General features: G+C 41.7%; 9 protein-coding genes and 1 pseudogene. 6 read left to right on the plus strand and 4 right to left on the minus strand.

All coding sequences use genetic code 11. From position 1 onward, the window contains the following. Nucleotides 1-95: 95 nt before the first annotated feature. Nucleotides 96-425, minus strand: a pseudogene (locus ACM0OY_RS30130) (DUF4383 domain-containing protein); the annotation flags it as partial. After that, entirely contained in the window at nt 421-660 is a 240-nt protein-coding gene (locus ACM0OY_RS30135; RefSeq protein ID WP_414572444.1) for a hypothetical protein, read from the minus strand. The pseudogene ACM0OY_RS30130 and the gene ACM0OY_RS30135, both read right to left, overlap by 5 nt. A gap of 933 nt (nt 661-1,593) precedes the next feature. Between ACM0OY_RS30135 and glf the strand changes: the two genes are divergently transcribed. The 6 genes from glf (at nt 1,594) to ACM0OY_RS30165 (ending at nt 11,190) form a co-directional block, all read left to right on the plus strand. Continuing rightward, nucleotides 1,594-4,032 (plus strand): UDP-galactopyranose mutase, encoded by a 2,439-nt coding sequence (gene glf, locus ACM0OY_RS30140; RefSeq protein ID WP_414572445.1) that lies wholly within the window; start codon nt 1,594-1,596, stop codon nt 4,030-4,032. A 271-nt stretch (nt 4,033-4,303) separates the two neighbouring features. Continuing rightward, the gene (locus tag ACM0OY_RS30145) at nt 4,304-6,514 is read left to right on the plus strand and encodes a family 1 glycosylhydrolase (RefSeq protein ID WP_414572446.1); all 2,211 of its coding nucleotides are present in this window, start codon (nt 4,304-4,306) and stop codon (nt 6,512-6,514) included. A 440-nt stretch (nt 6,515-6,954) separates the two neighbouring features. Further along, nucleotides 6,955-7,941 (plus strand): UDP-glucose 4-epimerase GalE, encoded by a 987-nt coding sequence (gene galE / locus ACM0OY_RS30150; RefSeq protein ID WP_414572447.1) that lies wholly within the window; start codon nt 6,955-6,957, stop codon nt 7,939-7,941. Nucleotides 7,942-8,392: 451 nt separating this feature from the next. After that, nucleotides 8,393-9,265 carry an isoaspartyl peptidase/L-asparaginase family protein gene (locus ACM0OY_RS30155; protein WP_414572448.1) on the plus strand — a complete coding sequence of 291 codons (873 nt, stop codon included), beginning with the start codon at nt 8,393-8,395 and terminating at the stop codon, nt 9,263-9,265. A gap of 186 nt (nt 9,266-9,451) precedes the next feature. Next, nucleotides 9,452-10,723, plus strand: coding sequence for an ATP-grasp domain-containing protein (locus ACM0OY_RS30160; protein ID WP_414572449.1), 1,272 nt, complete (start codon nt 9,452-9,454; stop codon nt 10,721-10,723). A gap of 254 nt (nt 10,724-10,977) precedes the next feature. Further along, nucleotides 10,978-11,190, plus strand: coding sequence for a hypothetical protein (locus tag ACM0OY_RS30165; RefSeq protein WP_414572450.1), 213 nt, complete (start codon nt 10,978-10,980; stop codon nt 11,188-11,190). A gap of 625 nt (nt 11,191-11,815) precedes the next feature. Here the strand turns inward: ACM0OY_RS30165 and hppD are convergent. After that, complete coding sequence (gene hppD / locus ACM0OY_RS30170; RefSeq protein WP_414572451.1) at nt 11,816-12,931, minus strand: 4-hydroxyphenylpyruvate dioxygenase; 1,116 nt, start codon at nt 12,929-12,931, stop codon at nt 11,816-11,818. A gap of 32 nt (nt 12,932-12,963) precedes the next feature. Then, nucleotides 12,964-16,059, minus strand: a complete 3,096-nt coding sequence (locus tag ACM0OY_RS30175) for an amino acid adenylation domain-containing protein (RefSeq protein ID WP_414572452.1) — start codon at nt 16,057-16,059, stop codon at nt 12,964-12,966. Nucleotides 16,060-16,170: the final 111 nt, after the last annotated feature.

Consider the following 16,170-nt stretch of genomic DNA (forward strand, 5'->3'; position numbering starts at 1 on the left):
AAGGTTAAAGGTTTTTTCTTTCCCCCTTTCCCCTTCCCCTTTTCCCCTTCCCCTTAACCGACAAGTATTGTTACTATTCCTAGCTTCCATGCTTATGGCATTAAGCCGAAAAATGTCTTACCTAATGGTAACAATCCGATGATGGACAGCAAGGCATAAGCAATTGTAAAACCACGATTGAAGAGACGCGCAGTGGTAATATTGTTGTAAGAAGTAATTCCTAACAATCCTACGGCGCAGCGTACAAGGTTATGCAAAAAGTTGCTGGGAATTGCACCAAAGATATAACCAAAGCCCGCAGAATAAGCGCCAGCAGATTCATCAAGTGGAACAAAAGATTCGCTTAATCCTGGCAATGAAACCAAATCTGGTACAAATTCAGCTAAACCTAAAAGTAAATAAAAATGAAATTTTTGGTTCTCAATTTAGCATTGTGTCAGAAAAAATATTTAAGTGCGAATAGATATCTACCTCAGATAGCCAAATCATAGTCTCATAACCAACCCGACCCATTTCTGGCTCTAAATCCATAGGCATCTCTAGCAAATAAACCCAGCTACCTGACTGAGGTCGGTAATTTTTGATGACACCTTCTTTGCCGAGAAATGCTACCTTTTGACCGCTACGAAACTTAGGTACTGGCAAAACACTTGCATCCATAACTCATAATTCCTTACTGCTTATTTTATTTGATAAATCCTCAGAGAAAGGCGATCGCTTCACAGATTGGCATCATTAGAAGCGATCGAATGAGGTTTATTAATGCGATAGAAGTATTTTATGTGTTATCAAAATGTTTTTAACCTACCTAAGGCATATAAATAGGCTGAAACTGATAACATTGATTTTTAACAAAGTAGAAATAAATGAAATTACTTCATGTGTTATGGCTTGTAAAAAAAAGATTACAAGGCTATCTATTTTCAGTAACAATTTAACCTAATTTCTTTCCCAAAATTAGGTTAATTCTTAAAAACAGGACAATTACATATACCCTTAGGCTGAAACATATAGTGAATAAAAAAGTAATAAGATAAGTAAACTGGATTTATTAAATTAATTTTTTATGTACGAAATCGAACAGACAAAAACAACTATATTTGTATATAGGAATCCCGTTTGATTCTTGAAGTTATTTGCGTAGATAGGCAAGAGGCAACAGTTCGGCTGCGCTCACCATCCGGAGGCAAGAGGCAACAGGATTCTAGAAGATTAAGTGTACCTAATTTTTTTCAAAAATCAAATATGAGTCCTATAGGTGTGTAGTTAAATTTTAAAAATTGTGTTACATAACTTAATACATTACCTTTTTATTTAGATTAGATATTGATAAAAATATAGTACTTAGGACTTAATAAAGACAGTAATTTTATATTTATTTCGGTAGATGAAAAAGCCATAAGTAAAACAGTATTTTCTTATTAATGCAACAAAATATTGGTTATGCAACTCGATGATAGATAAAAATGCGCTAAAATATAGAAAGATGATGTTGTAATTTTTCATCTAAATGTGAGTTTGACACTACCTAAGAAAGAAAAGGTATTAGGAATTGGCTAGTCAGAATTAATAATCGAAATAAAGAGAGCATCTATGGCAAGTGAAAAAGCTAAAGTCAAAAACAACGGTACCAGCAATATTATTGCGCCAAAGCAACGTAAAACAAAGCGATCGCAGCTGGACGAAATGCAATCATCAAGCGCATCACTGCCGAATTTAACTTCGTCTCCTAAAAAAGTTCAATCAATAGAAACTTTTAAAGATACGCCCGATATAGTTTGTTTATCTCATTTGCGTTGGAATTTCGTTTATCAAAGACCACAACATCTACTTAGTCGCTGCGCTCAAGCAAAGCGAGTGTTCTTTATTGAAGAGCCAATTTTCTCTGAAGAACCCTTGGGCAGATTGGACATCAACGAAGATTCTAGTGGAGTAGTTGTGGTTGTGCCACATCTACCACAAGGTCTCAGTGAAGAAGCAATCAACGCAGATTTACAAGTACTAATTAATAATTTATTTGCAGAGCGTAACATCAACAAGTACATTTTTTGGTATTACACACCAATGGCGATCGCTTTTACTCGCCACTTGCAACCCCAAGCTGTGGTATACGATTGCATGGATGAGTTGTCTGCATTCAAAGGGGCATCACCGACTTTAAAGGATTACGAAGCTGAACTATTCCGTCGTGCAGACTTAGTATTTACAGGCGGGCAAAGCCTTTACGAAAGTAAAGTTAACCAACACCCGAACATTTATGCCTTTCCTAGCAGTGTAGATGTCGCCCACTTTGGTCAGGCGAGAAATCTTCAAGAACCAGCAGACCAAGCTCATATTCCCCATCCTCGGCTGGGATTCTTTGGCGTAATTGATGAACGCATGGATATCGAATTGCTTGCTGGTATTGCCGAAGCACATCCTGAGTGGCATCTGGTAATTATTGGGCCAGTTGTCAAAATCGATCCAGCAGCTCTACCACAGCATAAAAACATCCATTATCTCGGTGGCAGAGACTATAAACAGCTACCCGCCTATTTAGCGGGGTGGGACTTAGCAATGTTGCCGTTTGCGCGTAATGAGTCAACACGTTTTATTAGTCCTACTAAAACTCCAGAGTATCTTGCCGCAGGTAGACCTGTAGTATCTACCTCAATTCGGGATGTAGTGCGTCCTTACGGAGAATCGAAGCTGGTGCGAATTGCAGACACAGTTTCTGAGTTCGTCATCGCCGCCGAACAAGCAATGCAAGAAGACACTGCAACCTCAGAATGGTTGAGTCGAGTAGATGTATTTTTAGAAAAGATTTCTTGGGATCGGACTTGGGCATCAATGATGAAGTTGATTGACTCTGCCATTGCAGCCCGCGATAGCGAAGACAAAGTTTACTCTAAAGGTGCGGCTGGTAAACAAGCACCAAATATCATTACTAGAGATTATGTCTTCGATTACTTAGTCGTCGGCGCTGGTTTCTCTGGTAGCGTCATTGCCGAACGTTTGGCAACTCAGTCTGGTAAAAAAGTGCTGGTTGTAGACAAGCGCAACCACATCGGCGGCAATGCCTACGATCATTATGACGAACATGGCGTTCTCGTACACAAATACGGCCCCCACATCTTTCACACCAACTCCCGCGAAGTTTTTGAATACCTCTCGCGCTTCACTAAGTGGCGTTCTTACGAACATCGCGTTCTTGCCAGTGTAGACGGGCAACTTGTTCCTATTCCGATCAACCTCGACACCATCAACAAGCTGTATGGCATGAATCTCAATTCATTTGAGGTAGAGGAGTTTTACAAATCGCTTGCTGAACCAATGGAATACATCCGCACTAGTGAGGATGTAGTGGTAAGTAAAGTTGGTCGAGTACTGTATGAAAAGTTTTTCCGGGGTTACACGCGCAAGCAATGGGGACTTGACCCATCGGAACTTGATAAATCCGTAATTGCCAGAATACCTACACGTACTAATCGTGACGATCGCTATTTTACCGATACTTACCAAGCAATGCCGCTGCACGGCTTTACCAGGATGTTTGAGAATATGCTTAATCACCCGAACATCAAGGTAATGCTCAACACCGATTACCAAGAAATCCAAAAAGCTATACCTTGCCGCGAGATGGTTTATAGTGGGCCTGTTGACGAATTCTTTGATTATCGCTACGGCAAACTACCATATCGTTCCCTCGATTTCAAACATGAAACGCACAACACGGCTGTGTTTCAGCCAGCGCCAGTAATCAACTATCCCAATGAACACCTTTATACTCGTGTGACAGAGTTTAAATATTTAACTGGTCAGGAACACTCTAAAACTAGTATTGTTTACGAGTTTCCAAAAGCTGAGGGAGACCCTTATTATCCCGTACCGCGTCTTGAAAATAACGAAATGTACAAGCAGTACAAAGCGCTATCTGATACAACACCAGGAGTATATTTTGTGGGAAGATTAGCAACTTACAAGTACTACAACATGGATCAATGTGTTGCTCAGGCTCTGTCTGTGTACAAACAGATTGCAGTCAAGGCTTAAATAATTCGTAATTCGTAATTCGTAATTCGTAATTAGGACTGCTCTGTATTTAGTGGGGTGCGTTAGGACATTAGTCCTAACGCAACGCGATGTACGACTTATTCTTGGAACCCCTCTCCCCGAAAGGTCGAGAGGCTTTGATTCTTGCTCCCCTTCCCTTGTAGGAAAGGGGTTGGGGGTTAGGTTTAAGAGAAAGTTGCACACGGCGTAACATACCCCACAAAACTGGAAAATAACCCATCAAATAAAATATCAGCTTGAGTTGTAAATTATGGCTTTTGCTTTCAACTCGTCGCTCAACACTCCTAAATCAAAACTTCCTCTAGAAGTGTGGGCTGGTGTAGAGTGTACGGTTAATCGTGTGGGTGAAGAGTATTTTGACCAGTTAGAACGCAATGGTCATGCAACACGCTTAGATGACTTAGATCTATTTGCTCAACTTGGTATACATGCCATCCGTTATCCAATACTTTGGGAGCGGATAGCGCCCAACGGTTTGGAAAATGCTGATTGGTCATGGGCGGATGAAAGACTAGGGGGCTTGCGCGAACTCGGCATTTGTCCGATTGTGGGATTAGTGCATCATGGCAGTGGCCCGCGTGATACTAGCTTGGTAGATCCAGAATTTCCTGAGAAACTAGCGGTGTTTGCCCGTGCGGTTGCCAAACGATATCCTTGGATAACACATTACACACCTGTAAACGAGCCGCTAACTACAGCACGATTCAGTGGGATGTATGGTCACTGGTATCCTCACGGACAGGACGATTTAACTTTCGCCCGTGCTTTGTTAGGGGAGTGTAAAGCGATCGCTCTTTCCATGCAGGCAATCCGTGAAGTTGTCCCCAAGGCTTTGCTGGTACAAACAGAGGATTTAGCCAAGATTTACAGTACGCCAAAACTGGCTTATCAAGCAGAATTTGAGAATGATCGCCGCTGGTTGAGTTTTGATTTATTATGCGGTCGAGTCAACCCAACTCATCCCATGTGGGGCTACTTGCGCTACTGCGGCATCAACGAAGTTGAACTTGAAGTCTTTTTACAAAATCCTTGTCTGCCTGATATCCTCGGCATTAACCATTATTTGACGAGCGATCGCTTTTTAGATGAAAACCTAGAAAACTATCCACCTTGCACGCATGGTGGTAATGGTCGGGACAAGTATGCAGATGTAGAAGCAGTGCGAGTTTGTGCTGACGGTTTGGCAGGCCCGCGCACATTGCTCAAAGAGACATGGGAACGCTATAAACTGCCCATTGCTGTCACAGAAGTTCACCTGAGTTGCACCCGTGAGGAGCAGCTACGCTGGCTCAATGAAGTGTGGAATGCAGCGCAAGAATTACGAGACCGGGGTGCAGATGTTCTTGCTGTGACTGCTTGGGCACTTCTGGGCAGCTACGATTGGAATAGTTTAGTCACTCGTTCCGCAGGATACTACGAATCAGGCGTGTTCGATTTGCGCTCTCCACGTCCCAGACAAACAGCGATCGCCAAGATGGTGCGAGATTTAGCCACTGGGCATAAACCCAATCATCCACTACTTGAGACACCAGGATGGTGGCATCGAGAAGAGCGGCTATTATACCCAGCTGTCAGTTGTCTTGCATCTCCCCCACCTCCCCCACTCTCCTCCTCCTCTGCTTCCCTTCGTCCCCTGGCGATCGTCGGAGCCACAGGAACTCTAGGTAAGGCTTTTGGTCGGTTGTGTGAAGTGCGAGGAATTTCATATTGCCTGCTAAGACGCCAAGATATGGACATTGCCAATCCTGCTTCTGTTAATAAAGTACTTGCCGAGTTGCAACCGTGGGCGGTTGTGAACGCTGCGGGATATGTCCGGGTGGACGATGCAGAACGCGAACCCGATATTTGTTTGAAGGAGAACACTGAAGGGCCAGCGATTTTAGCTGCTGCTTGCGCTCAACATAATGTAGGGCTGCTAACTTTTTCTTCAGATTTGGTATTCGATGGTGCTGAGTCTAATCCTTATGTCGAAACTGATACTGTTGCGCCCCTCAATGTATATGGATGCAGCAAAGTTTTAGCAGAAAAGCTAGTATTACAGGCTCATCCTGCATCGCTAGTGATTCGCACCAGCGCATTTTTCGGGCCGTGGGATGATTATAACTTCGTCACGATCGCCCTACGGCAATTAGCTGCTGGTAATCCTTTTGTCGCAGCCGAAGATGCGATCGTTTCGCCTACTTATGTACCCGATCTTGTTCATGCCAGCCTTGATTTATTGATTGATGGCGAGAACGGTTTGTGGCATTTGGCTAACAAAAGTGCTGTCGCTTGGGCTGACTTAGCCCGATTGGCGGCGAAAAAAGCAGGTGTGAGTGTCAAAAGTTTGATTTCTCTGCCTACGCAAGAACTTGGTTTGGTTGCTACCCGCCCAGCTTACAGCGTTCTCGGTAGCGATCGAGGTGAATTAATGCCACACCTTGATTGTGCAATTTCTCGTTATTTGGAAGAAAGAAGTTAGCAGTGTGGTAACGCAATTTTATAGCCGTAGTCACACAGGTTAGGACATTTTGAAAGCATGGAAGCTAGGAATAGTAACAATACTTGTCGGGTTTTGGGGAAAAGGGGAAGGGGAAAGGGGGAAAGAAAAAACCTTTAACCTTTACCCTTTGCCCGAATGGCACTAAGAAAACATGAAACGTGGTCAGGGCAGGGTGTCGGGGGTAGGGTGTCGGGTGTAGTGTTTTAAAGTATCCAATTTATTCCCTATACCCTGCCCCAACGAAGCTTGGTCAAACAAAACAACTTCCTATTCATTCCCTACACCCCACACCCTACACCCTACACCCAAAGTCAGGAATATCAAGGCTTTATGCTTATCTTAGTGCCATTCACCCTTTGCCCCTTTGCCCCTTTGCCCCTAGTCCCCAATCCCTAGTCCCCAGTCCCCAGTCCCCTATTATGTCAACTATTTTAGTAACGGGAGGAGCCGGATACATTGGTTCCCATGCTGTATTAGCCCTGAAAAACGCAGGTTATAAAGTAATTGTTTTAGATAATCTGTCGAACGGACATCGAGAACTTGTAGAAGAGGTTTTGCAGGTAAAGTTAATTGTTGGCGATATGAGCGATCGCTCTCTTCTCGATGAGATTTTTTCAACTCACAACATCACTGCGGTTATGCATTTTGCTGCTTATATTGCAGTGGGTGAATCTGTTACTGACCCAGCTAAATATTACCAAAATAATGTTGCAGGTACTCTGACACTTTTACAAGCGATGCTTGCGGCGTCAGTTAACAAATTTATTTTTTCTTCTACTTGTGCTCTTTATGGTGTACCAAAGTTTGTTCCCCTTACCGAAGAACATCCGCAAGATCCCATTAGTCCCTATGCTACTAGCAAGTGGATGGTAGAAAGAATTCTATCTGATTTTGATACAGCCTATAATTTCAAGTCTGTACGTTTCCGTTACTTTAATGCGGCCGGTGCTGACCCCAATGGATTGCTTGGGGAAGACCATGAACCTGAAACTCACCTCATACCATTGGTACTACTAACTGCTTTTGCTAAACGCGAATCCATTTTGATTTTTGGCACTGATTACCCTACCTCAGATGGCACTTGTATCCGAGATTATATTCATGTGACTGACTTAGCACAAGCACATATCTTAGGTTTGGAATATCTACTAAAAGGGGGAGAAAGCGAAGTATTTAATCTCGGAAATGGCAGTGGTTTTTCAGTCAGAGAAGTAATAGAAACAGCTAAACAAGTAACAGGCAAAGAAATTAAAATAGAAGAACGCGATCGCCGTCCAGGTGACCCCCCTATTTTAGTTGGTAGCAGCGACAAAGCAACTAGAGTTTTGCGTTGGCATCCACAATATCCTGACCTGAAGGAAATTATCGCCCATGCTTGGCAGTGGCATCAACGAAGACATAAGTAGGCAATAGGCAAGAAGCCTCTTTGAGTTGTACTTAATTTTTTGAAATTCAAGGAATTGACTCTGAGCAAGACAGGGTGCTCTTGGTGGGAGTGCAGATAGAAGATGTATTTATTTCAGCAACTGAGCGCTTGGGTTTAGAGACGAATGGCACTAAGAAAACGTAAAACCTAGTCAGGGCAGGGTGTAGGGGGTAGGGTGTCGGGTGTAGGGAAAAAATCAAGAAAATTAAAAACAAGTGCGAACATTAATAAACTTCTTTGCTACGCAACGAGTAGCGCGAACGCCACTACACCCCAATACCTGCAACCCCACACCCAAAAGCAGAGATGAATATTGGATTTGCCGATAACAAGCGTGCCATTCGGTTTAGAGACTTTAAAAGTGCGATCGCTGCAACTAATTGACGAACCCGTTGAGGCGATTGCAATTCATACTAAGTAGAGGAATTTTTATGACACCAACGATCATTGTTCATGGTGGAGCAAAAACTATTACAGACGAAAAAGTTGCAGCCAACAATGCAGGCTGCACAGCAGCAGCAGAGGCTGGTTGGGCTGTACTGATCGGCGGAGGTAGTGCCGCAAAAGCTGTTGAAGCCGCTACCCGTGTTCTGGAAGCTGACCCTACATTTAACGCTGGTCTTGGCGCAACTCTCAACAGCGATGGAGAGGTGGAGTTAGACGCAGCAATCATGGAAGGTTCATTAAGTTGGGGAGCAGTTGCAGCAGTTCAAGGTATACGTCATCCAATCTCGGTTGCACGAAAAATTATGGATGAAAAACCCAGGCTGCTAGTAGCGCGGGGTGCAGAACGCTTCGCTGTAGATTGTTGTGCTGAAATGTGTAAAAAAGAAGACTTAATAGCCGAGGAGCAATGGCAGCAGTGGAAGGAAGATCGAGAAGTTATCGATCGCCCCAACACTATAGGTTGTGTAGCTTTGGATGCTAGTGGCATCCTAGCTGCTGGCACTTCAACTGGCGGCACTACGAAGCAGCAACAAGGTCGCGTCGGTGACACTGCGCTTGTTGGCTGTGGCTTGTACGCTGAGAATAAATTCGGTGCTTGCTCAACAACAGGCGATGGCGAGTCGATTATTCCCGTGGTTTTGGCTAAAACTGCGATCGATTTTTTGAGTGGAGACCGTCACCCAGATGAAGCAGCACAAATGGCAATTGACACTCTGATATCTAAGGTTAAAGGTGAAGCTGGGTGCATCCTCTTAGACCCTCAAGGACGGATTGGCTGGGCGTATAATTCATCACACATGGCAGTTGCTTATATGACAGCAGTACAAGACAAAGTAGCTGCTTTTACTCAAAAATAACTTATGCCAATTCGTAATACTCGCCTCTAGGGAGAAGCAAGCTACGTAATTCAGAAAGTAACATCTCATTTGGGTTTTCAACTTTAAATGTGTAGCTTTATTTTTTCAAATTAGTGTTACTCAGAAAACCAGGAGATTTGTTTACTAATAACCGCATCCTATGGATGCGGTTTTTCGGAGGGCTAAATGGATTCAAAATATAACTTTCAATACTTTCAAGGGAATTCTCTTTCTGACCTGTTTGCTGAAGATATCAAAGATGCATCTTATGGGTTTATCCTAAATTACCCTGCAACTGCCAGGTGGGCTGCTTATCCCAACGAGAAAAAATATTTTATTCAAGATGGTAGTAGTGAAGCCAGCAAAACCTCCTTCGATAAGATTTGTCAGAAAGAACCTTGGAAAAATCTGGCTGTATTAGGCGATCGCATTCCAGGAATTGTGATTATTTCGCCTCCAAAGTCGCTAATTGGCTACTGGCAAGAGCATTTTGGCTTCAAGCATTCCAATATTGAAATGATGGATTGCTCGACTTATTTGAATGACCTCAGTCAAAGCGAACGCTTTGATAAACTCATCACTCTATTTCCCTTCGATCGCCTCAATCCTGAAAAACACGCTATTGATTCAGACACTCATTATCGGTTACTCAGCAAAGCAACTTTAGACGAATTGGGGGTGCAATGTCCAAAATACAAAACTTACAATCTGCACACCTGTAGTTTAGAAGACATTGAGTTACCAGAATTTCCCTACTTAATTAAAACATCACACGGACTTTCAGGAGAAGGCACTTATATCATCAAAACCCCCAGCGATTTGGACTACTGCCTTGAGGAAATTAGAAAATATCTCAAGATTAAGATGCTGGATACGATTATTGTCTCCGAATTCGTTAAAAATGAGGTGCAGAATTACTGCGTGCAGTTTTATGTAAATAAGGTGGGAGACATAACCCTTGTCGGTACTACTAGACAATTAGTCACTTCAGAAGGTAACTATTTAGGAGGGCTAATTGACTACCGCAATACTGACATGAGCAAGTTCTTTGAGATGATTGCTGCCATTGGCCAGTATGCTCACAAACAAGGTTATTTTGGCGTCATTGGCTTCGATGTGTTGGAAGATCGAGACGGACAGTTATATGCGATCGATGCCAATTTTCGAGTCAATGGATCGACTCCTCTGTGTTTGCAGCGTCACACCTTACTGGGACTGGGAAAGGAAGTAGCTAAATATTCCAGTGACTACCGCATGGAAGGAACATTGGATTCAATTTTAGTGGCTTTAAAACCAGAAATAGATCGCAAAGACTTGATTATCCTGTCGGCTTTAGAGAAAGCCAAATACGGAAAAATCTACACCGAAATTTATGCGATCGCTAGTGCAGAATCTCTCGAAGAAATGGAGTATATCGAGCAAAAATTACAGGACAAGGGATTACAATGGCTCACTTAAATACCACCATTGTTGATATAGGAATCCGGTTTGATTCCTGAAATTATTTGTCTAGGGAGGAAACAGGGAATATCTAAAAACCTCTGGAAGTAGTACATTTATCTTTTAAAGATAAACATAATTTAACTAGATTAAAATTCATGTTTAAACTTCAAAATATACACTTCTTTTTAGAGATGGAAATTTTCTAATGTTTATAAAAAATACAATATAGAATTTCACTTCATTTAATGGATTTAACAAGGAGAAAAAAGATGAAATATCAAATAGAATGCAATACAGGCAAAATTAACCAAATATGTTTAATTTGCCAGCTAAGTTTTCAGACAAATGAAGTCAGATTAATTATATGCAATGACCAAGGCGAAAGCTATGGAGATCTATGCTATCAATGTATAGCTAATGGCGGTGATTGGGTTCAATTTCAACTCCAAAAATTCAGCCAGAAACTACTAGCTTTAAACTGATTGTCAAGAAATTCAAAACTTGAATTAAGTAGGCGATCGTAAATCATTAAAGGATTGTAGTAAGCAGATTTAGCCTTTAAAATACGGCTAGACCCGCTTACTACGAGCAAGTTTCGTTAGTTAAATCAATGGCGATCACAATAGCAATTTCATTGAAAAATATAAAAAAGAAAGTAGGGAGTGGGGAATAGGCAACAGGCAACAGGCTTGAAAGGATTTTATGTAATGGAGGTGTGCTAATATATCTGGCGATCGCTATAAGGGACTTCCAAAAAATAAATTATCCCAAATTATTCGTATAACTTATGCCTTTTTGTGCCATCTACTCTTGAATCTTCCATTTGTGCCAAGTGGTCAGCAATTGTGCTTTTGGGCTTGAGCTTCACGCTTTTTGGGGCTTAATTCTACTTTTATAATGACTTTACCATCAAAGTTTGATTGCTCACCTCACAAGCGTCCGCGCTCGCTCGTCATGCCTTTATTTAGTTCCCATGTACTACCCCACCAACACTTCTTCTTATCACTTCGTCAACATTTAGATGCATTTGCCCTGGGGCTATAAAGTATTTTCTTGGTTGATTAGTAGAAAAGAACCAATAATATTCTGGCACTTGCCCTATTTTAGTCAAAGATTTCCACGCTTGACCTGTTCCCGTTCAATTGCCTCTAAAAGTGCCTTGATATTACCTTCACCAAAACCACGATTATTACGGCGCTGAATTATTTCCAAAAAGAATGTTGGGCGGTCTTGCATCGGCTTGGTAAATGTCTGCAATAAATAGCCCTCCGAATTCCAATCTACCAATATTTTCAGTTCTCGTAATGCTGCTAAATCCTCACAAATATGACCAGTAGAATTTTCTAGTACTTCATAGTAAGTATCAGGGGTGTAAGCTACATCTATGCCACTTGCTTGCAAACAACGGACTGTGCTTACAATGTTATCTGATAAAAAAGCTATGTGGTGTACGCCAGAGCCACAATTAAACTCAAGGTACTCTTCCAGTGGGGATTTAAATGTTGTTGACACTGGCTCAACCAAGGTTAAGTTAATTACTTCCTTTCCGTTTTCCATCACCGCTAAATTCATACCCGATTTAGTGACAATACTCATCTTGTAGGACTCATGTAAACCCAAAACTTGGCTGTAGAAATTGACCAAAGAGTTTAACTGTCCTTCTTCAACAACAATAGTAACGTGGTCGAGTTCAGTAATCCCAATCGAATAACTGCGTGGGGGATTGAGAATTTTCTGGTATTTTGGAAGGAATTTATCTTTGCAGTGATTGCGTTGAATTAAGGAATGTACTGTGTTCCCGCAAGTGGCGATTGTTGCTTTTATGACTTGCCCCTCATCAGACTCAAAAACTGTTGGTTCCAGAATAGGCGACGCGCCTCGCTTGAGCATTTCTTCAAAAGCAAACGTAGCGTCATCTACTACAAAGGCAATATCTTTGACACTATCACCATGCAAAGCGACGTGCTTGGCAATTTCGCTATTAGGTTTAGTTGCGCCTGTCAGAACTATATGGATATTGCCTTGTTTCAGGAGGAAAGACAATCGATCACACATACCTGTTTCCAAGCCTGCGTAAGCAATTGGCGTAAAGCCAAAAGCAGTGCGATAAAAGTACGCTGCCTGTGTAGCATTGCCTACGTAAAATTCTACATAATCAATGCCCTGAATTTTCAACAAATTGTTTCCTTGCGAAAGAGGATTTTGAGCCTGAATATAACTCATTATTACTACACCCACACAATCTAGTTATAAACTTACAATAAATTCTCTAAAATTTGGGTTTCAGGAGAGGAAACCATCTGTTCTAATAAGCATTCATATCGTTCGATAAATTCTGTAATATGAGTTTTAGAAAAGAGGAGTTGCTTATAAATAAGGTCAAGCTGTATCTGTGTTCCATCCGAAATATATAAACCTAAATCGAACTTTGCTGAAGGTTGTCGTAAACTAATATTTTCAACTGTGAGATCTCCAACCGAACGAATCTCTCCTGTTGTTTCATTAACCATATTAATCCAGACTTTGAAAACTTGTGCAAAAGTTGCTCTCAGATGTGGATATAAAGTATCAAGTACTTCCTGAAATGATATGTCTTGATATCTACTTGCATCAATGGTAGCTTGTCGGACACGCACCAGTGCTTCTCGAAAAGTAGGATTTCCTGACAAATCAGTACGTAGGGGTAGGGTTAACACAAATAAGCCGATCATTTTTTCTAATTCAGCAGAGTTACGTGCGGAAACAGAAGCTCCCACAAGAATATCATTTTGATTAACAAAGTGAATTAGCGAAATTTTTAAGGCTGTGAGTAGGGTAACAAATAGGGTTACTCCTTCACGCCGACTAAATTCTTTAATCTGTTTTGAAAGCTCGATTGGCAACTGCCGTGAAAGCCTTTCACTAACAAAAGTCTCCTCCTTCACAGAAAAGTCATAGGGCAAATTTAGAATTGGCAATTTACTTGATAAATATTTTTTCCAGTAGTCCAGTCCTTCTATTAATTTTGACTGTAACTGTTGATGTTGCCAGATAGAAAAGTCCTTATATTGAATTTTTAAGGGCGCTAAGGGAGAAGGTTGATTTTGTTGGAAGGCTTCATAGAGAGTCCATAGTTCATCCATAAAAACAGTACTTGACAAAGTATCGAAAATTATATGATCGACTGTAAACGATAAAATATGCTTTTGTTGCGATAACTGAAAAAGTGTAGCTCGCCAAAGAAGACCATTCTTGAAGTCAAATGGCGATTCTAATTCTTGACTGCTGCTGCTACGCACCTTGTCAATTTGTTCTGCTTCTGATAAGCCTTGTACCTCAACAACTGGCAGAAGGGTAGGTTGCGGAGGATGGATAATTTGATAAGGTTGACCTTTTACTAAAGCAAAAGTTGTCCGCAGACTTTCATGGCGACGTACAATTTCAGAAATACTTTGCCTTAAATATTCTGTATTTAAGGGACCAATGATCAGTCTCGTAAGAACAACATTTAACGCTGCTCGAGCTTGTTCTGATTGGTTTTCAATTGTCCAGAAGTTCTGTTGAAAAGAAGATAGGGGGATATGCATTGGAGGTTGTGACACAGCTCTAATATGCAGAGACTCAATTGGCTCCATGTAACTGATTTGCTCTGCTAGAGACACAACAGTGGGGAACTCTAATACCTGGTGTAATAGCAATTCGATTGAGAAGATTTCCCTTACCCGCGCAATCACTTTAATAGCGAGTAAAGAATGTCCACCTAGCTCAAAGAAGTTATCATCAATGCCCACTGGGGAAACATCCAGAACCTCTTCCCAAATATTGACCAGTAATTTTTCATGGTCTGTACGCGGGGGATTGTATTCATGGGTTGCTCCTAATCGCTGTGGCAATGGCAATGCATCTGTGTCAATCTTTCCGTTGGGTGTAAGTGGAAACTGCTCCAATTGAATAAAGATACTAGGAACCATGTAGGATGGTAAACGTGCTAGTAGATAGGTACGCAATACATCAGTTGATTTTGGTGTAGATTTTGATCTAATAAAGTAGCTGACCAAATACTCGTCTGTTGATGATCGATGCAGAATGACTTTACTTTGAGTTATAGTGGGGTGGGCGTTTAATGTAGATTCAATTTCTCCCAGTTCGATGCGATATCCCCGTAGCTCAACTTGGTCATCGATTCGCCCTAGAAACTCGACATTTCCGTCGGGTAAATACCCTCCTAAGTCGCCTGTTCTATAAATGAGATCGTTGACTTGATTGGTATAAGGATTGGAAATAAATTTTTTCCGGGTTGCAGTTTCATCATTTAAGTAACCACGGGTAAGATACGGAGTCCGAATTGCAATTTCACCCACTTCGCCAATATCAAGGATTTGCAAATTGGCATCTAAAATTAACAATTGCGTATCTGCAATTCCACATCCAATAGGCAGTACGGTAGGTTTCTGCTCAACCTGTTGGTGATCATGGTCAGATACAATGAAAAACCCCATTGCTTGGGGAGTTTCAGTTGCACCATAAAAATTTACACATGTGACTCCAGGTGCTTGTTGGCATAACTTACTGACCAAAGCTCTAGGAAGCTTGTCACCACCAAAAAAGAGATAACGCAGGTCTTTGAGTAGACGGTCATTGGCTATGATGAATTGTCCCATGGATGGAGTTAAATGAGCGATCGTAATCTGCTGTTTTGCAAGCCAATCTGTCAGCCGACCAGGCGATATATCTGACTCATTAGGGACACAAAGTGTTGCACCGAGCGAGAGCGGTACAAAAATATCTCTGAGCAAAACATCATGAGATAGTCCACTCAGCATACTAAAGCGATCCGCTGAATTGAAGTTAAAAGTGTGGGTATCCCAGGCGATAAAATGAGTTACAGGAACATGGTTCCCTAAAATTCCTTTGGGTCTGCCGGTTGAGCCAGATGTAAAAGCAACATAGGCTAAATCATGGGGATTGACTGAAATTTCTGGAGAATCCGGTGAGTATGACTGTAATTGTTGATTTGCAGTTGTCACATCTTTCGGTAACAGTAATGATGGAATGCGTCCACCATTAGTTATTTCAGTTGGGAGAAAGCCCGTTTCTTCCAATTGAAAAATGATAAATGGTTCAGCTTGACGGCAGTATTCAGCAAGGCGAAGATGGGGATATTTGGCATCTAGGATTAAAAAAGCAGCTCCTGCTTTCAAAATTCCCAAAATAGCCCAAACCAATGTTGGACTACGGCGGCTATATAATGCGACAGTTCGACCCTTCCCATCATGGGTAAGTAAATAGTTAGCTAACCTATTACTGATCTGATCAATCTCACCATAGGATAGGTATATCTCATCTCCGACGATGGCTATTTGCTGTGGCATCCGCTTAGTGATTTGCGTAAAAGCGGAATGTATACATTCTGACCAGTCGCCTCTTAGAGGAAGCGTTGGATCAGGCAAAGTATGTTTTAAAAATGAATTTATATTTTTGGA

Origin of the sequence: Nostoc sp. CCY 9925 (assembly GCF_963920935.1) — a bacterium.
Classification (GTDB): Bacteria; Cyanobacteriota; Cyanobacteriia; order Cyanobacteriales; family Nostocaceae; genus Nostoc.